12 protein-coding genes are annotated in these 21,277 nt (G+C 68.7%); 6 read left to right on the top strand and 6 right to left on the bottom strand.

What is annotated here, in order from left to right; all coding sequences use genetic code 11:
• Nucleotides 1-4: 4 nt before the first annotated feature.
• The 3 genes from ASD28_RS06520 to ASD28_RS06510 form a co-directional block, all read right to left on the bottom strand.
• A complete protein-coding gene (locus ASD28_RS06520; RefSeq protein ID WP_056125529.1) occupies nt 5-2,686 on the bottom strand; it encodes a glycosyl hydrolase in 2,682 nt (893 codons plus the stop codon).
• 119 nt (nt 2,687-2,805) lie between these two features.
• Entirely contained in the window at nt 2,806-4,101 is a 1,296-nt protein-coding gene (gene rhaI / locus ASD28_RS06515) for an L-rhamnose catabolism isomerase (RefSeq protein ID WP_056125527.1), read from the bottom strand.
• 59 nt (nt 4,102-4,160) lie between these two features.
• Nucleotides 4,161-6,269: a bifunctional rhamnulose-1-phosphate aldolase/short-chain dehydrogenase gene (locus ASD28_RS06510; RefSeq protein WP_056125525.1), complete on the bottom strand. Its 2,109-nt coding sequence runs from the start codon at nt 6,267-6,269 to the stop codon at nt 4,161-4,163.
• Between the two features lie 320 nt (nt 6,270-6,589).
• Here ASD28_RS06510 and ASD28_RS06505 point away from each other — a divergent pair, with 320 nt between their 5' ends.
• From ASD28_RS06505 to ASD28_RS06480, 6 genes are all read left to right on the top strand, one after another.
• Nucleotides 6,590-7,492 carry a DeoR/GlpR family DNA-binding transcription regulator gene (locus ASD28_RS06505; RefSeq protein WP_056125522.1) on the top strand — a complete coding sequence of 301 codons (903 nt, stop codon included), beginning with the start codon at nt 6,590-6,592 and terminating at the stop codon, nt 7,490-7,492.
• Complete coding sequence (gene rhaS / locus ASD28_RS06500; RefSeq protein ID WP_056125520.1) at nt 7,489-8,496, top strand: rhamnose ABC transporter substrate-binding protein; 1,008 nt, start codon at nt 7,489-7,491, stop codon at nt 8,494-8,496. Before ASD28_RS06505 ends, rhaS begins: the two co-directional genes overlap by 4 nt.
• Before the next feature lie 112 nt (nt 8,497-8,608).
• Nucleotides 8,609-10,120, top strand: coding sequence for a sugar ABC transporter ATP-binding protein (locus ASD28_RS06495; RefSeq protein WP_056125518.1), 1,512 nt, complete (start codon nt 8,609-8,611; stop codon nt 10,118-10,120).
• Nucleotides 10,117-11,115, top strand: coding sequence for an ABC transporter permease (locus ASD28_RS06490; protein ID WP_056125516.1), 999 nt, complete (start codon nt 10,117-10,119; stop codon nt 11,113-11,115). The genes ASD28_RS06495 and ASD28_RS06490 overlap by 4 nt, the downstream gene beginning before the upstream one ends.
• Entirely contained in the window at nt 11,112-12,137 is a 1,026-nt protein-coding gene (locus ASD28_RS06485) for an ABC transporter permease (protein ID WP_229412226.1), read from the top strand. Before ASD28_RS06490 ends, ASD28_RS06485 begins: the two co-directional genes overlap by 4 nt.
• Complete coding sequence (locus ASD28_RS06480) at nt 12,134-13,474, top strand: FGGY-family carbohydrate kinase (RefSeq protein WP_229412225.1); 1,341 nt, start codon at nt 12,134-12,136, stop codon at nt 13,472-13,474. Before ASD28_RS06485 ends, ASD28_RS06480 begins: the two co-directional genes overlap by 4 nt.
• Before the next feature lie 30 nt (nt 13,475-13,504).
• Here ASD28_RS06480 and ASD28_RS06475 read toward each other — a convergent pair whose 3' ends face one another.
• The 3 genes from ASD28_RS06475 to ASD28_RS06465 all read right to left on the bottom strand — a co-directional run bounded on the left by ASD28_RS06475 (nt 13,505) and on the right by ASD28_RS06465 (nt 21,136).
• Nucleotides 13,505-15,790 (bottom strand): bifunctional diguanylate cyclase/phosphodiesterase, encoded by a 2,286-nt coding sequence (locus tag ASD28_RS06475; protein WP_056125512.1) that lies wholly within the window; start codon nt 15,788-15,790, stop codon nt 13,505-13,507.
• 139 nt (nt 15,791-15,929) lie between these two features.
• Entirely contained in the window at nt 15,930-19,715 is a 3,786-nt protein-coding gene (locus ASD28_RS06470) for a beta-galactosidase (RefSeq protein ID WP_082577506.1), read from the bottom strand.
• Nucleotides 19,712-21,136 (bottom strand): glycoside hydrolase family 28 protein, encoded by a 1,425-nt coding sequence (locus ASD28_RS06465; RefSeq protein WP_229412224.1) that lies wholly within the window; start codon nt 21,134-21,136, stop codon nt 19,712-19,714. Before ASD28_RS06465 ends, ASD28_RS06470 begins: the two co-directional genes overlap by 4 nt.
• Nucleotides 21,137-21,277: the final 141 nt, after the last annotated feature.

Raw genomic sequence — 21,277 nt, 5'->3', positions numbered from 1 at the left:
TTTTTTATTGGCCCGCACCCAGCAGCTTGACGGGGCCCAGCAGGCCGGCCGGCTGCGGTGCGATCAACGCCGTATCCTGCGGGACGAAGCGCTGGCCAAAGCGGGCCGACAGCAGCCGGTAATCCGGTAGCGCGTGGCCCGCCAGCGCATTCAGCGCAAGATTGGCGACGCGCACCTCGATGCGGTTGCGGCCCGGCTGCAGGAAGCCCGTGACGTCGACGGCATACGGCGGATGCCACACGGCGCCCGCAAGGCGGCCATTGACAACCACCTGCGCCGCTTCGCGCACGGGACTGTCGAACATCGCGCGCATGCCGGCCGGGACTTTCGGCGCCGATTCCAGCGGCGTGCCGGGACCGAAATCCAGCACGAGCCGTGACGAGCGCAGTTGCGCGGCCGTGAGCTCGACGTCTTTTTCGTAGGTGGCGACGCCCGAGAAATAGCGCGTCGCCTCGTCATCCGTCCACGAGCGCAGCGCGGCGAGACGTTGCGCCTGCGCCTTTCCGGGGAAGCGCAGGCTCCAGTCGCGGCCCAGGTCGGCGATCTCCGTCGTGGCGGCCACCGGCGCCGGCGCCGACGGCAGCGCATCCGCCAGCACGAGCACGCGCGATTCGTACGGAGCCAGGTCGAGCGACGCCGGCAAGGTGGCCGCCGTCATGCGGCCGCTGTCCGGGTCGATCCACGCGGCCGTCTTGCGCACCGCCGCGAACGAGGCCTGCGCATGCACGGGCCGGTTGCTCGTATTCGCGATGAAATAGATGTCCGCGTCGCGCAGCTTGCGGCGCACGAAACCGACGTCGGAGGCCTGCGCCGACAGCTTCATGTCCGGCGCCAGCACGGCCTGCAGCGCGGCGCCGACGGCATCGTCGTGCGCGACGGTGCGCACGTTCGGGCTCGCGAACAGCGCCTTGGCCTTCGCCGCCACGGCCGCGGACACGCGCGCCGCATCGCGATAGCCGGGCGCCAGCGACGGCGCGCCGCCCACCGCGACGATGTGCCCACCGCCGCGCACGTACGCCGCCAGCTTGTCGATCACCTCGGGCGCGAGCCGCGTCACGTGCGGCAGTACGAGCACCGGGTGGCGCACACCCAGCGCCAGGACCGCGTCGGCATCGGTGTAGTCGAGGTTCTGGCCCGCGTCGAGGATCTGCGCCGTCAGCGCCGGCGTCACGTGCGTGTGCATCTCGGCCGACAGCGACACCTTGCCCGGCACGAGGGCCGCGTACACGTCGTCGTTCGGCAGCAGCACGGCAACCTGGTTCGCGGGCTCGCCCTGGCGCATCAGCCAGCTCATGCGGGTCAGATAGCCCGTCACCTGCGGCATCACGTTCCACCACGGGTTGTGGTCGTTGAACACGGCGGCCGCGTAGAACGCATACCCGGGTTCGATCGTGCCGGGCGGCGTGTAGGGCCAGCCGTGGCCGATGAACTGGTTCACGCCTTGCAGCAGCATGCGGTCCGCCTCCACTTTCATGTCTAGCGGCGTCGCGGCGAACGCGGGCGAATGGAGCCACGTCCACGTCTCCGCCGAGATCACGGGCCGGCCGTACAGGTGACCCGCCGACGTGGCGAGGCGCGTGAACGAGAATTCGCGGAACTGCGGCCCTTCGCCTTCGGGCAGCGCGACGAGGCGGTTGCTGGACAGCGACACGGCCGGTTCGCCATACGTCTGCGAACGGAATTGCGTGCCGTGCTGCTTCGCCCAGTCGTCGATGGGCGTCAGGTAGCGCTCATTGACGAGTTCCGTCTGCGTCAGCGCCCAGTCGCGGCGCAGCGCGGGAGCGTCCGGCCCCTGCCCCGTGAACACGGCCGGCAGGTGCGGCACGATGTCGTAGCCGCGCCGGCGCTTGAACTCCGCCGCGAAATCGTCGGTCCAGTCGGTGTTGTAGACCTCCAGGCTGTCCGAGAACACGGCATACGGCGGCGCGTCGCCGAACGCTTTCATCAGGGGCTCGGCGACCGCGGCGAGGTGATGGTCGACGGCCTTGCGGCTCAGGTGGTCCAGCACGAAGCCTTCCGCACCCAGCGCCGCGCGCTTGACCTGCTGGCCGGTGCGGCTGGCGATGTACACGACGACCTTGCGGGGCGCGTCGGCCGGCGCGATCGCCGCGCGGCCGTCGGCACCCGCCTGTACCTGCAGCAGTTTCAGCGACGCGGGATCGACGCCCGAGCCGACGAAGGCCGCGATCGGCTGTTCGCCGCTCATGACGGCCGGCAGTGCGAAGCTCGCCGCACCGACCGGCACGTCGACGACGGCCTGGCGCAGCCGCGCCGCGGCCTCGCCGACCGTGACATGCGGGCCGCCGTACGGCCAGCCACTGGCCAGGGTCATGTCGACGCGCATGCCGTTGGCGCGGCCCGTGCGGTTGGCGAAACTCACCGCATCGAGGAATTCGGGAGACAGATACGGGACGTTGCGGATGCCGCGCGCGGCATCGTCGAGCTCCATCGGATACACGGGCTGGATCTCGAAACCGCCGATGCCGCCGGCCTTCATCGCGAGGATCTCGCGTTCCAGCTCGGACTTGACGACCGCGGGACCGAACCACCACCAGCGCATCATGGGACGCGCGTCGGGCGGCGGGGCCTGCAGGTGTCGGGCGACGTCGGCGAACGTCGTGGACGGGCCGGCCGCGTGCGCGGCGAAGGCGCACGACAGGGCGAGCGCCAGTAAGGGCTTGCTCATGGGGGGGACTCCTGGAGCGACTGATCAATAACCAACGTCGTTCCCGCGCAGGCGGGAACCCAAGTGTCGCGTGAACACGCGCAAAATTGGGCCCCCGCCTTCGCGGGGGCGACGGTCATTCACACGATCCCGCTGCTGCTCGCCCCCGCCTTCGCCGGCCGCGCGCTCGCGACCTTGTCCCGATACCCGCTGGCCCGGTAGCACGCCACCGGATCGGCCGCGCCGCCCGAGCGCACGCGCGCCATCGCGAGGATGGGCGACACGTCCGTGCGGAACGCCTGCTTCAGCGCCTGCGCCGACAGCAGCACGTCGTTCGATTCCTGCAGCTCCGCCAGTTGCGCGCGGTCGACCAGCGCGGCCTGTACGTACGCGCGCTGGACTTCCACCGCGCTGTTCATCAGGCTCTCCACCGGGTCGGTCACGTTGTGCGACTGGTCCAGCATGTAGGCCGGCTTGAACGCCGGGCCTTCGCGCAGCGCCGCATCGGCCAGCTCGTTGAAGACCAGGAACAGCTGGAACGGGTTGATCGAGCCGGAGTCCAGGTCGTCGTCGCCGTATTTACTGTCGTTGAAGTGGAAGCCGCCCAGCTTGCCGAACTGCGCCAGACGCGCGACGATCATTTCGATGTTCGTGTTCGGCGCGTGGTGGCCCAGGTCGACGAGGCATTTCGCCTTCGGACCCAGCGCCGTCGCGCACGCGAAGCTCGTGCCCCAATCGGCGATGGTCGTCGCGTAGAACGCCGGCTCGAACAGTTTATGTTCGATGAAGACGTTCCAGTCGTCCGGCAGCGCCGCGTAGATCTCGCGCATGCTGTCCAGGTAGCGCTCCAGCGCGCCGCGCAGGTTGTGCTGGCCGGGGAAGTTGGCGCCGTCGCCGACCCATACCGTCAACGCCTTCGACCCGAGTTCGCGTCCGAGTTCGATGCATTCGATGTTGTGCTTCACGGCCTGCGCGCGCGTGGCGCTGCTGTTCGCCGTCAGGCTGCCGTATTTATACGTGTGTTCCTGGTTCTGCTGGTCCTGGAAGGTATTCGAGTTGACGGCGTCGAAGGCGAGGCCCAGGTCGTCCGCTTTCTGGCGCAGCTCCTTCGCATCCGTCGGGCGGTCCCATGGGAAGTGCGGAGAGACCGCCGGCGTGGCGCGGGTCAGTTCGTTGATGACGGCGCAGTCGTCCAGCTTTTCGAACACGTTGCGCGGCTCGCCGCGGCCCGCGAAGCGCGCGAAGCGGGTGCCGCCCGTGCCCACGCCCCAGCTGGGGACCGCGACCGCGAAGCGCTGCGCGAGGGCCGTCAATGCCTCGATATCCTGGCCGCGGCGGGCCAGCATGCCGCCGAGCGCCTCGTAGTCGGCTTCCAGCCGGGTCGCCAGCTGCGCGTTATGGTCGGCCACCAGACCGGCATCGATGAGGGTCGTCATGTTGTCTCCTGTCGTCGCGGCACCGCGCCCGGCGGTGCCGCTGTTCTTCTGAATTGATATTATCGCGTGAATGCCGCGGCGTTGCCGGCATCCACGTTCAGCACGTTGCCGGTGCTCTTGCCCGACTTCTCGCTGATGAAGAAGTACACGGCTTCCGCGATATCTTCCGGGAACACGCTCTTCTTGAGCATGCTGCGCTTGCGGTAGAACTCTTCCACGTCGTCCGTGTCGATCTTGTTCGACGCGGCGCGCTCTTCCTTCCACTTGCCGTCCCAGATGCGCGAGCCGCGGATGACGGCGTCCGGATTGACGACGTTGACGCGGATGCCGTGTTCCGCGCCTTCCAGCGCGATGCAGCGGGCCAGGTGGATCTCGGCCGCCTTCGCCGTGCAGTACGCCGACGCGCCGGCCGACGCGACGAGGCCGTTCTTGCTGCCCACGAAGACGATGCTGCCGCCCAGCTTCTGCTGCTTCATGATCTGGAATGCGTTGCGCGACACGAGGAAGTAGCCGGTGACGAGGATGTCCTGGTTGCGCTTCCAGACCTCCAGCGACGTCTCGTCCAGCGGCGCCGCGGAGGCGATGCCCGCGTTCGACACGAGCAGGTCGACGCCGCCGAAGCGCAGCGCGGCGGCGGACAGGATGCCGCCCACCTCCTCCTCGCTCGTGATGTTGGCCTGCACGGTCGCGACGTTGTCCTTGCCGGCGACCTTGACGAGGCTGTCCCGTGCGCCTGCCAGCGCATCGGCATCGATATCCGTCAGCATGACGCAGGCGCCTTCCTGCAGCAGCTGGCGCGCCACGGCCTGGCCGATGCCGCCCGCGCCGCCGGTCACCAGGGCGATGCGGCCCGCGAGGCTCTTCGGCTTCGGCATGCGCTGCAGCTTCGCTTCTTCCAGCAGCCAGTATTCGATGTCGAACGCTTCCTGTTCCGGCAGGCCGACGTACTCGTCGACACCGTTCGCGCCGCGCATCACGTTGATCGCATTGACGTAGAATTCGCCGGCGATGCGCGCCGTCGCCTTGTCCTTCGCGAACGACAGCATGCCCACGCCCGGGATCAGGTAGATGATCGGATTGGCGTCGCGGATCTTCGGCGACGTGTCGCGCTTGCAGCGCTCGTAATACGCGGTGTAATCGGCGCGGTAATCGCTCAAGGCCTGATCGAGACCGGACACCAGACGATCAAAATCGGGCGCGGCCGGGTCGAAGTCCAGCACCAGCGGGCGGATCTTGGTGCGCAGGAAGTGGTCCGGGCAGGACGTGCCCAGCGCGGCCAGCGGCGCGAGGTCGGCGCTGCAGACGAATTCCAGCACGGCGTCGGAATCGTCGAAGTGGCCCAGCTTGAATTCCTGCTGGCTGATCTTCCCGCGCAGCAGCGGCATCAGGCGGGCGACGAGCGCCGCACGCTGATCGGCCGGCAGCGCTTGAGCGACCGGGCCGCCGAACACGGGCTGCTTGACGTTCGCGGCCAGCCACTCCTCGGCGCGCTTGATCATCGCGAGCGTCGTCTCGTAGCACGACTTGGCGGTATCGCCCCACGTGAACAGGCCGTGGCCTTCGAGGATGATGCCCTTCAGCTGCGGCTGCTCCTGCGACAGTTTCTCGAGCTTGAGTCCGAGATCGTAGCCGGGACGCTGCCACGGCAGCCATCCCAGTTCGCCTTCGAAGATCTTCTCGGTCAGCGCGCGGCTGTTCCTGCACGCGGCGATCGCGATCACCGCGTCCGGGTGCATGTGGTCGACGTGGCGGCGGTCGATGTAGGCGTGCAGCGGCGTGTCGATCGACGCGGCGCGCGGGTTCAGGTCGAACGTGCAGTGCGGCAGGTAGCCGACCATCTCGTCCTCGTGTTCCAGGCCGCGGTAGCGCTGTTTCAAGGCTTGCAGCTTGTCCATGTACAGGGTCGAGAAGCCGTCCAGCTTGATCGAACCCAGGTCGCCGCCGGAGCCCTTCACCCACAGCACGTCGACCTGCCCGCCCGTGAGCGGATCCGTCATGACGATCTTGGCCGACGTATTGCCGCCGCCGAAGTTCGTGATGCGCAGGTCGGAACCGAGCAGATTGGAACGGTACAGCAGCAGCTCGGGCTCGTTCAGCGTGGCGGCGTGCTGGTCGTCCCAGCGCGACGTGATCGGTTCCTTGTGGGAGGTAGCGCTCATTGCACCCATAAATACGTCTCCATGTGTTTGCGTTGTGTGTCGTCTGGCCCGCGCCGTGAACCACGGTCGCGGCATCCGGCACAGTAGAATTCAGCGGCCCAATCAGTGTCAACGCGGAATCGATCAACATCGTGACCAAGAGCGATTTAATCATTTAGTTGATCGAAACGCGCATTTGAGCGCGCCGCGGCGGCCAAATAATCAATCGTTTGATCATTTAACGATTGACGGGCTTTCAACTCCTCATTACTCTTTTTCCCAGACGGCGCGACCCACGGTACGACGCTGTTCCCGCCGCACAACTACATAAACGGCATAGGAGGAGACACATGGTGAATCACAAACGCCGCAAGCGTTTGCTGAAACTGCTCGCCGAGCACCAGACGGCGACGGTCCAGCAGCTCGTCGAATGGCTCAACGCGTCACCGGCGACGGTCCGGCGCGACATCAGCTGGCTCGCAGCCCGCAACCTGCTCACCCGCACCCGCGGCGGCGCCGAGAACCTGCTTCCCAAGAAGCGCCAGTTCCCGCTGTCGAGCGAAACGTTCCAGAACAACATCCAGTGCTACGCCGCCCGCAAACGGGCCATCGCCCGCCACGCGGCCGGCATGTGCACCGACGGCGAAACGATCATCATCAACGGCGGCACGACGACGTTCATGATGGCCGAGTTCCTGGCCGACAAACACCTCAAGATCCTGACCAATTCGTTCCTGATGGCCGAGCGCCTGCTCGTCTCGAGCGAGAACGAGATCATCGTCCCCGGCGGGAAGGTCTACCGCGAGCAGAACGTGATCCTCTCGCCGTTCGACAACGACATCACCCAGCACCACTACGCCGGCAAGATGTTCATGAGCGTCTACGGCCTGTCGCTGCTCGGCCTGATGGAAGCGGACCCGCTGCTGATCCAGGCGGAGAAGCGTTTGATCAGCCAGGCGGAGGAACTGATCGTGCTGGCCGACAGCTCCAAGTTCGCGCGCAAGGCGGGCCTGATCCTGTGCGGCCTCGATCGCGTATCGACCGTCATCACGGACACCGGCGCCTCCGACAAGGCCGTACAGACGCTCGAGCAGTACGGCGTCAAGGTCGTCACCGTCGAACCGGACGAAGTGGCGCCGAACGTCGGGGCGCCTTTTTTTAATCCGCAGTTCGACCTGCAATCCGCCGCGCTGTTCCACTTGGACGCGCCGCTCGACCCGCGGCTGGACGCGCAACTGGAGGCAGCACATTGAAGCTTAAAACCACCCTGCTCGCGCTGGCGGCCGTCGGCGTCCTGGCCGGTGTCGCCGGCTGCGCCGAGAAGAAGCCGGAGAAGACGCGCATCGCGATGGTCGTGAAGAACCTCGGCAACGGCTTCTTCGACGCGGCCCACACGGGCGCCGACGAAGCGGCGAAACAGCTCGGCGACGTCGAAGTGATCTATACAGGTCCGACGACGCCCAGCGCCGAAGGCCAGATCGAGATCATCAACTCGCTGATCAGCCAGAAGGTCGACGCGATCGTGATCTCGGCGAACGACCCGAACGCGCTGGTGCCGATCGCGAAGAAGGCGATGCAACGCGGGATCAAGGTCGTCTCGTTCGACAGCGGCCTCGCGCCCGAAGGCCGGCAGATGCAACTGAATCCGTCGAACGCGCAACTGATCGGCGAGAAGCAGATCCAGATGGCGGCCGACGAGATCGGGGGGGCGGGCGAGATCGCGATCCTCTCGGCTTCCGCGCAGGCGACGAACCAGAACATCTGGATCGGCGTGATGAAGAAGGTGCTGGAAAAACCCGAGTACTCGAAGATCAAGCTGGTGGCCACCGTGTACGGCGACGACCAGTCGGACAAGAGCTACCGCGAGGCGATCGGCCTGCTGCGCAGCCATCCCGACCTGAAGGCGATCATCGCGCCGACCACCGTCGGCATCGTCGCGGCCAGCAAGGCCGTGGCGGACGAACACCTCGTCGGCAAGGTCTACGTGACGGGCCTCGGCCTGCCGTCCGAAATGGCGGGCCATGTGAAGAGCGGCGCCGTGAAGGAATTCGCGATCTGGAATCCGATCGACCTGGGCTACGCCGCCACCTACGCGGCCGACCAGTTCGTGAAGGGCAAGGTCGAGGCGAAGCCGGGTGCCAGCGTGTCCGTCGGACGGCTGGGCAGCGTGACCTTGGATGCCAATCGCGAGGCTGCGTTGGGGCCGCCGTTCACCTATAACGCGGATAACGTCGACAAGTTCGCGAAGCTGTTCTGACCACCAGCCCGTCGTTCCCGCGCAGGCGGGAACCCATACTGAGCGACCGAATTCGGCTCAGCATGGATTCGCGCGTCCGCGGGAATGACGGCACACATGCCGACTATTAATCATGCCAGCCACCCAAACACCCCCGGTCCTCCAACTGACCGGCATCAGCAAGCGCTTCAACGGCATCCATGCCCTGAACGGCGTGAACATCACGATCCGCGCCGGCGAATGCATGGCCCTGATCGGCGAGAACGGCGCCGGCAAGTCCACGCTCGTGAAGACGCTCACGGGCATCTATCGTCCGGACGCCGGCACCCTGTCGCTCGACGGCAAGCCCGTTTGCTTCGCAAGCCCGCAGGAAGCGATGGCCGCCGGGATCACCGCCGTGCACCAGGAGACCGTCATGTTCGACGAACTCTCCGTCGCCGAGAACATCTACGTCGGCCGCCAGCCCGTACGGGCGGGGCGTATCGACTGGGCGCAGATCGAGCGCGAGGCGGAAGCCTTGTTCGCCCGCCTGGAAGTCGCTCTGCCCGTGAAGGCGCGCGTAAAAGACCTGTCGGTCGCGCAGCGCCACTTCGTCGAGATCGCGCGTGCCCTCGCCCAGGATGCCCGCGTCGTCATCATGGACGAACCGACGGCCGCGCTGTCGCAGCGCGAGATCCGGGAGCTGTACCGCATCATCGACCAACTGAAAGCGGCCGGCACCGCCGTCATCTTCATCTCGCACAAGTTCGACGAGATCTTCGAAGTGGCCGACTGCTACACCGTGCTGCGCGACGGCCAGTTCGTCGCCGAGGGGCGCCTGGCCGACATCACGGAACAGGAACTCGTCGCGCTGATGGTCGGCCGCGCCGTGCACCAGGCGTATCCGAAGGCGGAGGCCGAGATCGGCGAACCGCTGCTCGTCGTGCAGAACCTGTCCCATCCCACCGAATTCGACGACGTCAGTTTTACCTTGCGCCGCGGCGAGATCCTCGGCTTCTACGGCCTCGTGGGCGCCGGCCGCTCCGAGGTGATGCAGGCGCTGTTCGGCCTGACGCCCGGCGTCTCCGGGTGCGTCACGCTGGACGGCCGGCCCGTGATGGCGCGTTCGCCCAGCGAAGCGATCGCGCTGGGCATCGCCTACGTGCCGGAAGACCGCCAGCACCATGGCGCGCACCTGACGATGCCGATCCAGCACAACATCACCCTGCCGATCCTGTCGCGCATCGGCTTCTTCCTGCGCGGCCGCGGCAAGCAGGAAGCGACCATCGCGCGCCACTTCGCGGAACAGCTGGAACTCAAGGCGAGCCACCTGACGCAGCACGTGGCCGAGCTCTCGGGCGGCAACCAGCAAAAGGTCGTCCTCGGCAAATGGCTCGCGACGGATCCGAAAGTGATCATCCTCGACGAGCCGACCAAGGGCATCGACATCGGCTCGAAAGCGGCCGTGCACCGCTTCATCAGCCAGCTCGTGGCGCGCGGGCTGTCCGTGATCCTCGTGTCGTCCGAACTGCCGGAAGTGCTGGGCATGGCGGACCGCATCGTCGTCATGCATCACGGCCGCGTGCAGCGCGAATTCCTGCGCCTTGATGCGACGCCTGAATCGGTCGTCGCCGCGGCATCCGGCCTGACCATGGAGGCCGCATGAACATCCTGAAACAACGCGAACCGCTGCTGGCGGCGATGGTCGTGCTGCTCGTCGTGGCCGTCGGCCTGCGCGCGCCGGTCTTCCTGTCGGCCGACTCGCTCGCCAACCTCGTCACGGACAGCACGCTGCTCGTGATGCTGGCGCTCACGCAGATGCTCGTCATCGTCACGCGCGGCGTCGACCTGTCCGTCGCCTCGAACCTGGCGCTGTCCGGCATGGTCGCCGCGATGCTGGGTGCCCATTATCCCGGCTTGCCGCTGGCGCTGATCATGCTGGCGGCCGTCGCCGTCGGCCTGGCGCTCGGTCTCGTCAACGGCTGGCTGATCGGCTTCCTGGAACTGCCGCCCATCGTCGTCACGCTGGGCACGATGAGCGTCTACCGCGGCGCCGTGTTCGTGCTGTCCGGCGGCGCGTGGGTGTCGGCGCACCAGATGCCGCCTCACTTCATCGCGTTCCCGCTCGACCGCCTGCTGGGCCTCCCGAACCTCGTGTGGATCGCGGCCGCCACGCTCGCGCTCATGGCCTGGATCGCACGCAGCACCCGCTTTGGCCGCGACCTGTACGCCATCGGCAACGCGCCGCAATGCGCGGGCTACATCGGCATCCCGAGCCACCAGCGCCTGCTCGGGACGTATGCGCTGTCCGGTGCCGTCGCCGGCCTGTGCGGCTACCTGTGGGTGGCGCGCTATGCCGTCGCCTACACGGAAATCGCCTACGGCTTCGAATTCACCGTGATCGCCGCGTGCGTGATCGGCGGCGTCTCCATCGGCGGCGGCGTCGGCACGGTGCTCGGCGCGACGCTCGGCGCCTTGTTCCTCACCGTGATCAGCAACGCGCTGCCCGTGCTGCAGGTGTCGCCGTTCTGGCAAAGCGCCCTCACCGGCCTCGTGATCCTCGTCGCCGTCCTGATCAACGCCCGCGGCGCCGGCCGCCGCAGCCGCCAGATCCTGCCGCTGCACGGCACGGACGCCCAACCCAAACGGAGTGCCGCGTGAACCCGACCACCACCATGCCCCCCGAACCCAAATCGTCCTCGCGCTACACGATCCTCGACCGCGAAACGCCGCGCCTGAAAACGATCCTCGGACGCTGGGAAAGCCTGCTGGCCATGCTGTTCGTCGTGGTCTTCGTCGCGAACAGCATCGCGCTGCCGCACTTCCTGGACCTGTACAACCTGCTGGACGGCACGCAGAATTTCAGCGAGAAGGCCTTGATCGCACTGCCGATGGCCTTGTTGATCATCTGCCGCGAGATCGACATCTCCGTCGCCGGCACCCTCGCGCTGTCGTCCGTCGCGATGGGCCTGGCGAAAGGCGCCGGCTTTCCGGCCGAAAGCCTGCCGCTCGTCGCGCTGGCCACGGGCACCGCGTGCGGCTTCCTGAACGGCGTGCTCGTGACGCGCTTCGCACTGCCGTCGATCGTCGTCACGATCGGCACCGTGTCGCTGTACCGCGGCCTGGCCAGCGTCGTCCTGGGCGACAAGGCGTTCACCGGCTATCCGCAGCTGATGGCCGACTGGGGCCAGGGCTACTTCTTCGGCATCGTACCGCGCGAGTTCGTCGTGCTGCTCGTGTGCGCCGCGCTGTTCGCCGTGCTGTTGCACACGACGAGCTGGGGCCGCCGCATCTACGCCATCGGCAACAACCCGGAAGCGGCGCGCTTTTCCGGCATCGCCGTGGACCGCTACCGCCTCGCGCTGTTCATGCTGACGGGCGCGATGGCCGGCCTGGCCGCCTTCCTGCTCACGGGCCGCATCGGCAGCACGCGCCCGAACATCGCCACCGGCTGGGAGCTGGAAGTGATCACGATGGTGATCCTGGGCGGCGTCAGCATCGCGGGCGGCGCCGGCACCATTGCCGGCGTGATGCTGGCCGTGCTCACGATGGGCACCGTCACGTACGGGCTGTCGCTCGCCAACATCCCCGGCATCTACATGACGATCGTCGTGGGCGTGTTGCTGCTCGTGACCATCGCGCTGCCGAAGCTCCTGCGCATGCGGCGCGCGCGGAGCGCATGATGACGGACGCCCTGATCGTCCTCGACATCGGCAAGACGAACGCCAAGCTGGCGCTGATCGACGCCGGCGGCAAGGTCATCTCGGAGCAGCGTCGCCCGAACGCGGTGCTTGCGGATGGGCCCTATGCGCACCTCGACACGGACGGCCTGTGGGACTGGCTGCTCGCCACGTGCCGCGGGTTTGCCGCGCGGGCGCGCGTGTCGGCCATCGTGCCCGTCACGCACGGCGCGACCGCCGCGCTGGTCGACGACGCGGGGCTCGTGCTGCCCGTGCTCGACTACGAGGCGGAGCTGCCGGGCGCCGAGTACGACGGTCCGTCCTACGACGAGACGCTGTCCCCGCGCCTGCCGGCGGGCCTGAACCTGGGCCGCCAGCTCGCGTGGCTGCAGGCGCGCTTCCCGCGCGAGTTCGGGCGCACGAAGCACATCCTCACGTATCCGCAGTACTGGGCCTGGCGCCTGTGCGGCGTGGCGGCGTCGGAAGCGACGTCGCTGGGCTGTCACACGGACCTGTGGAACCCGCGCACGCAGGCGTATTCGAGCCTCGTCGGCCGCATGGGCTGGACGGACCTGATGCCGCCGCTCGCGCCTGCGCACGCGGCGCTGGGCACGCTGCGGCCCGGGATCGCGGCCGCCACGTGGCTGCCCGCGGACTGCCAGGTCCTGTGCGGCATCCACGACAGCAATGCGTCGCTGCTGCGCTACCTCGGCCGCAGCGAAGGCACGGTGCTGTCGACGGGCACGTGGATGATCGCCGCGGCCTTCGGCACCGCGCTGGACGGGTTGCGCGAACGGGCCGACATGCTCGCGAACACGAATGCGCTGGGCCAGCCCGTCGCGTGCATGCGCTTCATGGGCGGGCGCGAATTCGGCGAGCTGGCGGGCGCCACGCCCACGCCCTGCGGCGTCGATACGATCGAACGCCTCGTCGCGCAAGGCACGCTGGCGCTGCCCTGCTTCGCCGCGACGGGCGGGCCGTTCGCGGGTCGCAGCGGCCGCATCGAGGGCCCGCCGCCCGCGGACGCGCAGGAACGCTATGCGCTCGCGACGCTGTACTGCGTGCTCATGACGGATTACTGCCTCGACGCGCTGGGCGCCGCGGGCCCGCTCGCCGTCGAAGGCAGTTTTACGTCGAACCCGTGGTTCGGCCCCCTGCTCGGGGCGCTGCGCCCGCAGCAGCCGGTGTCGTATTCGGACGATGCGAGCGGCACCACGTGCGGCGGGTGGATGCTGCGTTATCGCGATGCGGCGCCACCCGGGACCAGCACCGCGATCGCGCCCTGCGCGCCCGCCGGACTGGCGGCCTACCGGGCCCGCTGGCGTGCTGCGCTCGGGTGACGGCCGTCACGGGCGCCGGGTGGGCCGGCGTCATGCGAAGCCGCACTCCAGGCGCGCGACCAGGTCGGGCAGCGGCAACGGCCGGCAATACAGGTAGCCCTGCATGCACGGGCGCCCGTTCTCGCCGAGGAAGCGCGCCTGTGCCTCCGTCTCGATGCCTTCCGCGACGACGCGCAGGCCCAGGTGGTCGGCCATCGCGAGGATGGTCTGCACGATCGCCGTGCCGTTGGCGTCGTGCGGCGTGTCGCGCATGAAGCTCTTGTCGATCTTCAGTTCGTACAGCGGCATCTTCTTCAGGTAGCCCAGGCTCGAATAGCCGGTGCCGAAATCGTCGATCGAGAAGCGGATGCCCAGCGCGGCCAGTTCGCGCATCTTGGCCGTGATGACGTCGAAGTCTTCGACGAGCAGCCCTTCCGTCACCTCGAACACGAATGCGTGCGGCGTCACGCCCGAGTCCTCGAACGCGGCGCGCACCTGGGCGACGAATTCGGGCTGGCGGAACTGGCGCGGGCTGACGTTGATCGACAACTGCAGCGGATGCCCGGCCGCCTCCAGCGCCAGGCGCGCCTCGCAGGCCTGGCGCAGCACCCACAGGCCGAGGGGGACGATCATCCCGGTCGTTTCCGCCACGGGGATGAACACGTCGGGCGGGACGAACTTGCCGTCGGCGCGGCGCCAGCGCATCAGCATCTCGGCGCCCACCGGCTGGCCCGCATGGTCGACCTGCAGCTGCAGGTGCATGGACAGTTCGCCCTTGTCGAGCGCCGCGGAGAGGTCACGGCCCAGCGTCAGCTGGCGTTCGGCCGCGGCCAGCATCGGCGTCTCGAACACGGCCACGCCGTTGCGGCCGGCCGCCTTGGCGTGGTACATGGCGAGGTCCGCATCGCGCAGCAGGTCGGCCACGGACTGGCCGGGGCGCGTCGGCAGCGCGACGCCGATGCTGGCCGTCGAATGGTAATTCTGGTCGTCGATGACGACGTCGTCGGCCAGCGCGACGCGGATCTTGTCAGACACCGACAGCGCCGCGGCCGTGGCGCCGGCGGGATCGGTGCCGAGGCCGTCGAGCAGCACGACGAACTCGTCGCCGCCCAGGCGCGCCACCGTGTCGCCCTTGCGCACGACCTGGCCCAGGCTCTTCGCCGTGTGCTTGAGCAGCGCGTCGCCGGTCGCATGGCCGCGCGCGTCGTTCACGTGCTTGAAGTTGTCCAGGTCGATGTACAGCACGGCGCCGAGCCCGCGGCCCGCGTTGGCCGTTGCCACCATGGCGTCCAGCCGCTCCGTCATCAGGCGTCGGTTGGGCAGGCCCGTGAGGACGTCGTAGTACGCGAGGCGGTGGATCGCGTCGGCCGAATGGCGACGCTCCGTGATGTCGCGGCCGACAACGACCCAGTGGCTGATCCGGCCCGCGTCGTCCGTGAACGGCATGAGTTCCATCTCGACCCAATAGGGGTCGCCGGACTTGGTGTAGTTGACCAGTTCCGCCGTCGCGGGCTGGCCGGTGCGCATGGACTCCACGATGCGTTCGACGACGGCCGGATCCGTGCCCGGCCCGTGCAGCACGCGCATGCTGCGGCCGACGATGTCGGCGTCGCTGTAGCCGGTGCGGCGCTGGAACGCTTCGTTGCTGAAGATGATGGGCTGGTCGCGGTCCGGCGTGTCGACGGCGCGCGCGATCAGCACCATGTCGTTCAGGCGCGCCAGCGCGGCCGACGTCAGGCGCAGTTCGGCGTTCACCGCCTGCAGCGCATCCTTCCCGCTCTCCAGCGATTTGGCGAAGCCGCGCACCTCGTCCAGCGAACGCGATAACCCCTTGAGCAAGGTGCTGCACGTGAGCGTCAGCAGCGCGCCCACGCACGTGAAGTTCAGCGCAACGAGGAGCGACACGACCAATGGGTCATGCCCCATGTCGACGACCGAGGCCTGGAAGTGCCCGATACCGATGACGAGGATGACGGCGCTGGCCGCGAGTGCCGCCAGCGCGGGTGCGGTACCGAGCAGGATCGCCGCCATCACGGGCGGCGCCATCAGGTAGTTCTGGCTGACCGGTCCCACCTTCAGCATCAGGCAGATGGCCACCATGTAGATGATGGCGAGGAAGTTCAGCACCCGGAAAGTGTACGGCAGGCGCTTCAGGCGCCACAGGACGAACAACCAGCCCAGCGCGGCGCCGTCCATCGCGGCCACGGTCCATACGCCCTGGCGCAGCACGACGAACGCGCTGGGGATGGCCGCGATGGTGCCCAGGACGAGCACTATCGACAACAGGCGCGAGAAGATCCGCGCGCGCCATTGTGCGATATCGTCAAACCCTAGCATCAAATTGTATCCTCGCGGCGCGGCCGGAAAGGTCCGGCCCGGTCAATGTTCTCGTGAGGCAACATTGTAAGGCCCGGACCGCTAACTGTCACGCGGGACACTATCAGGTGTTGCTGACTTGTGACTGACAGTTCAGCAACTACGGCCCGGCCTGACCCTTTACCGCGTCGCCGGACACCCCGCCGTGGACGGCACGCAACACCTCGAGCCGCACCGGTTCCAGCGCATTGGCGGAATCGCCGTCGGTCGTGACGGCGAGCGCGATCGTATTGTCGCCCTGCGGGTGGAGGATACCCGGCGGGATCACGAACACCCGTTGCGGCCCGACGTGCGCGATGAACTGCCCGACATTCCAGCCGTTGACGAAGACGAGCGCGCGGTTCTCGCGTCCGGAGCGCGGGTGCCTGGTGTCGCCGAACGCGAGGCCCAGCTGGACGTCGTGCCCGCGCGGCAGGTCCAGCTTCACCTGCGTGCGCAGCCAGTACGTGCCCGGGGCCGGCGGCGCGTCGCCCGGCCGCGCGGGCGTCCACCCCTGCCCCGGCGCGCCCGGCAGGTGCCAGCCCGCCCGTTCGCCGTAAAGGCCACCGTCGTTGTACGGACCGCGCACGCGGTCGGCGATGTCCTCGCCGCCCTGGTTGCCCTGGATGCGCCAGCGGATCGGCACAGCGAACCGGCGTCCGCCTCTGGACGTCAGCGACGCCGCGATCAGGCCGCGCGCCTCGCGATGGGCGTCGTCCGCCATCAGGTCCCAGTTGTGCGAATCGTTGCGGACCATGACCGCGACGACGTGCGGCCCCGGCGCGAGCTTGCCGAGGTCGAAGCGCACGGTGTCCGTCGTCTCCGGGAACGAGCGGCCCGTGTCGAGCTCGTGCTGGCCCAGGAAGCGGCCGTCGACCCACGCCTGCAGCATGCCGGCGCCACCGCCGCCATAGAAGAGTTCCAGCCGGTTCGCGGCGGGATCGCTCGTGTCGAAGCGGCCGCGGTACCACACGTCGCCATGATGGAAACCGTAGTCGCTCATCGCGAGCGTGGGCTGGCCGCGCTCCGGCAACGTCCACGTCTGCGCGGCCGACGGCCGGTTGTCGGCCTGCACCCAGGTGCCATCGTCGAAGCCGGGCTGCGCCTCCGGACTGTCCATGCGCCGGGTCCAGGCCGCGGTGCGGAGGTCCGGGACGGAAACGGGCGCCGGGCCGGCGAGCGGCTCCATGCTGCGCAGGCTGCCGTCCGGCTGGCGTGCCGTCGCGAGGGCGGCGCCGTTGAACGAGACATGGGCGATGTCCGGTCCCCAGATCTCGAGCGGGCTGGCGGCCGCCGTATCGCCCGTCAGGTGCAGCCGGCCGCCCTCGATGCGCGCGGTGCGCACGAGCGCCGGCGTCAGTTCGAGGACGCGACCCGCGGGCGTCTCCTGCATCCAGAAGCGCTGCGACGTGCCCTCGTCCGCGATCAGCAGCAGCAGCGGCGCGCGTCCGCCGCCCGTGATGCGTACCCGCGCCAGGCCGGTGTGCGCATACGCGAGCTTCAGGTCGCCGCGCGCGGCGTCGAACGCCGTGCGCACGTCGCCCGCCAATACTTCGACCTTCGGTGCGGATGCATAACGGAGCACGGTCTCGCCGTTCTCGCCATCGCGGCCGTGCAGCAGCACGACGTCGCGCGCCCCGTCGCGCAACTGCGCCTGCAGTTCCGACGTGGCATACACGAGGTGCTGGCGCTCCAGCGCGTAATCGGCCAGCAGCATCTTCGCGTCCTGGCCGTTCAGGCGCGAGGCGATCGTGTACGTGCCGTCGCTCGTGGCGACGTCGAACGAGAACGCATCGTCCGTCAGCAGGTCGGACGGACCGTGCACGGCGAACAGCACGTGCGTGCCGAGCTCCGTGTTGACGTTGTGGTAGAGCCGCACGCGCGGATTCGTCGTGCGGATTTCCGGTCCCTTGTCCATGCGCGCGAGCACCGGCCCGGCCGCCTGCACGAACATGCCCTGCTGCTTCAGCGCCAGCGCCTTCGGTCGCAGGCCGCGGTCTTCCGCGATCGGGGCGCCGTAATCGTACGACGTGTACACGATGGGCCCCGGCAGCCAGCCCCACGACGTGCCCCCGAACGCCATGTAGATGTTGTGGAGCGTGATGCGGTTCATCAGGTTCGTCCCGTAGAACACGCGCTGGTAGCCCTTGCCCTGGCGTTCGGCCGTGCACGCGTACGTGCCGTTGGAACCCCAGTAGTCGAACCAGCCCGCCCCGATCTCCGCCACGAAGCCGGGCGTGCCGGGGGAGCTCAGCGCGCCCGCCTTCGGTCCCGGCGTCGCGTAGATGCCCCAGTCCGGCGCCTTGTTTGGGCCGGCCGGATTCGCGTGGACGTCGCAGGCGCCGCCCGGATAGCCGTCGAACGCGTACAGGTCCACCGGTCCCGGATTCGCCCACGGCGCGGACGATGCCGTCGGCGTCCAGTCCGGGAGCCGGCCGGCCGCGTTGTGGAACAACGGCACCGTGATCCCGTCCGTGCGCGCCTTCGCGGCGAGGTGCGCCATCTGGCGTACGTGCTTCGGCTCCACCTTGCCCAGTTCATTCTCGAGCTGGTAGGCGATCACCGTGCCGCCGCCCGTCGTCGCCTGGTGGCGCGCGATGATGGCGTCGATCTGCGTCATCCATTCGTCGACGGCCGCCAGGTAGGCCGGATCGTCCGTGCGCGCCTCCGCCCGGTTGCGGAACATCCAGCCGGGGAAACCGCCGCCGGACAGCTCCGCATTGACGTACGGCCCCATGCGCGCGATCACGTACATGCCCTCTTCTTCCGCGATCTCGAGCGCCCGCTCGACGTTGCGCACGCCGGAAAAATCGTAGACGCCCGGCGCCGGCGAGTGATAGCCCCAGTCGAAGTAGAACGACACGCCGTTGAATCCCACCGCCTTCATCTTCTGGATCACGTCGCGCCACTGTGCGGGATCCGGCAGCCGGAACGGGTGGATCTCGCCGGACCACACGACGACCCGCTTGCCGCCCACCGTCAGCGAGTACGGGTCCCAGCCGACCTGCCGCGGCTTGCCGCGCGGGCGGACGGCGGCGGCGACATCCTGCGCCCGGTCGGCCAGCACGTCCGGCGCGGCGACGCCGGCCGCCACGCCCGCCAGCGGACGTTTCGCCGACCACGTCTTCATCCCATCGGCGCTGTCGGCCTGCCACGCATGGCCCGCCGCGTCGGCGAACACCGCGCGCCAACTGCCGTCCGGCCGGCGCGCGAGACCGACGCCGGGTGCCGCCCGGCCCAGCGCATCGAGCGTCCGTTCGATGGTCCACGGTCCCGCCAGGTCGCGGGCCCACGCCAGTTCCAGGATGCCGTCCGCGCGCCGGCGCGCCAGCGCCACGTAACCGTCGCCATCCGCGACGACGGCCGCATCCTCGTACTTGTCCTGCAGGCCCGTCAACGCAAGCGGCGCCGGCGCGGCCTCCGGCGCCAGCAGCGCGGGCCCGCGCGGCAGCGCGACGACGAGTCTCAGGCCGCCGTCGCGCGCGCGCACCCAGCGCGGCGCGCGCGCGGGGCCGGGCATCGGCACGGTGCGTTCGAATGTCCAGTGTTTCAGGTCGCTCGAGCGCGCGAGGCCGATCTCGTTGCCGGCCCCGGCCACGTACGCCACCCGGTACTGGCCGTCGTGACGCACGAGCGCCGGCTCGCGCAGCATGCCGCGCGGCGGCGCATACGCTTCCGACGCCTGCGTGACGAAAGTCGTGCCGTCGTCCGAACGGAAGATGCTCAGGCGGTCCGGCAGGCCAGGCGCCACGGCAGCCATCAGCCATGTCGTGTCGGCCCGGTTCGCCCGGTCCCCGGTGCGGGCCGCCGTATCCGACGCCTGCGGAATGCCCAGCTCCTGCGCGACCGCGGGCGCGCAGGCGAGGACGGCGGCGGCGAGCGCCGCGTACAGACGGCGGCCGCTCATGCCCGCACGTCCGCGCGGTTGTCGAAGCCTTGCACGTGCTCGGTCACGACCGGTGTCCCGCGCACCGTGCGCACGGCCACGTCGCGCAGGCGCACGTCGCGCACCGGCAGTTCCGCCTCGCCCTTCACGAGGCAGACGAAGCCCGCATCCTCGACGCGGAGGCCGGCCACGAACAGCCCTTCGATCGGCGTGAGGCGGCGCTCGAGCGTGGGCACCAGCGTCTTCCACTGGTACAGCACGTCCGTCTCGACCGCGAGCACGCCGCCCTTGATGCGGGTGGCGCTCACGTTCGTCATGTGGATGTTGCGGACAAAGCCGCCGCGCCGTTCGTTCGTCTTCACGTACAGCAGGTTGTTGATCGTGCTGGGCGCCGAGGAATCCGCGTGGTCGACATGGCAGTCGTCGACGAACACGTTCTCCACCCCGCCCGACAGCTCGCTGCCGATCGCCATCAGCTGGTGGCCGTTCTTGATGCGGCAGCGGCGCATGACGATGTTGCGCGACGGGGCGTCGAGGCGCCACGCGTCGCGGTCGCGCCCCGACTTCACGGACACGGCATCGTCGCCCTGGTCGAATGTGCACTGGTCGATCAGCACGTTCCGGCTCATCTCCGGATCGACGCCGTCGTTGTTGTGGCCGTGCGCGGCGATGTCGACCCGGCGGATCACGACGTCGCGGCACAGGTAGGGATGCAGCACCCAGAACGGGCTGTCGACGATGTGGATGTCCTCCACGAGCACGTGGCGGCAGCGGTTGAACTGGATGAAGTGCGGACGCAGGTTGGCCTGGCCCGCCGTCATGTCGCGCAGCTCCACCGGCACGCCGTCGCGGCAGGCCATGTTGTACAACGCGACCAGCGCATCCATGTGCGCCTGCGGCCGCGCATACCATTGCTTCCACACGTCCAGCCGCGCGCGCAAGGTGCCGCGGCCCGTGATGGCCACGTTTTCGCAATCGTAGGCATACACGAGCGGCGAATAGTTCATGCATTCGAGCCCCTCCCAGCTCGTGGACACGGCCGGCAGGTGGTCGCGCGGGTCGGGCGAGAAGAGGAGTGTCGCGCCGTCTTCCACGTGCAGCGCGACATGGCTCTTCAGGTGGATGGGGCCCGTCGGCCACGTCCCCGCCGGCACCACGACGACACCGCCGCCGGCCGCATGCGCCGCCGCGATGGCGCGCGCGAGCGCGGTGCCGGTCGCTGCCTGGTCGCCGTGCGCGGCGCCGTACGTCACGATGTCGAAGCGGGGCGCGCCCGAGAAATCGGGCACGGCGATGGCGAGCATCGCGAACGGCGCGTCCACCCGGACGTCGGACCGCGGCAGCGTGCCGGCGGATCTCGGCAGGAAGGCCTGGCAGCCGGCCAGCACGGGCATGGCAACGCCGGCGCGCAGCAGCGCGCGCCGTGAGAGGGAACTGGGCACTGAACGTCTCCTTTGATTGTGCACCGCGCACGCGGTGAGCGCATATTGTGCCGCCTGCGCGGGCACCGTTGTCGATTCGCCATGCAAGCGCTCAACAACGTGATTATTACCGCGATCGGACCGGATCGACGGTTCGTTCGA

It is taken from the genome of Massilia sp. Root133, assembly GCF_001426525.1.
Classification (GTDB): Bacteria; Pseudomonadota; Gammaproteobacteria; order Burkholderiales; family Burkholderiaceae_D; genus Telluria; species Telluria orientalis.
The sequence above is the reverse complement of the archived record's forward strand: the minus strand, read 5'-3'. Positions and strand labels throughout refer to the sequence as shown.

Bases quoted from the DNA above. Each gene is read 5' to 3' on its own strand.
- ASD28_RS06520 (WP_056125529.1), bottom strand. From the start codon at position 2,686: ATGAGCAAGCCCTTACTGGCGCTCGCCCTGTCGTGCGCCTTCGCCGCG.
- ASD28_RS06495 (WP_056125518.1), top strand. From the start codon at position 8,609: ATGCCAGCCACCCAAACACCCCCGGTCCTCCAACTGACCGGCATCAGC.
- ASD28_RS06475 (WP_056125512.1), bottom strand. From the start codon at position 15,790: ATGCTAGGGTTTGACGATATCGCACAATGGCGCGCGCGGATCTTCTCG.
- ASD28_RS06480 (WP_229412225.1), top strand. From the start codon at position 12,134: ATGATGACGGACGCCCTGATCGTCCTCGACATCGGCAAGACGAACGCC.
- rhaI (WP_056125527.1), bottom strand. From the start codon at position 4,101: ATGACGACCCTCATCGATGCCGGTCTGGTGGCCGACCATAACGCGCAG.
- ASD28_RS06490 (WP_056125516.1), top strand. From the start codon at position 10,117: ATGAACATCCTGAAACAACGCGAACCGCTGCTGGCGGCGATGGTCGTG.
- ASD28_RS06510 (WP_056125525.1), bottom strand. From the start codon at position 6,269: ATGGGTGCAATGAGCGCTACCTCCCACAAGGAACCGATCACGTCGCGC.
- ASD28_RS06470 (WP_082577506.1), bottom strand. From the start codon at position 19,715: ATGAGCGGCCGCCGTCTGTACGCGGCGCTCGCCGCCGCCGTCCTCGCC.
- ASD28_RS06505 (WP_056125522.1), top strand. From the start codon at position 6,590: ATGGTGAATCACAAACGCCGCAAGCGTTTGCTGAAACTGCTCGCCGAG.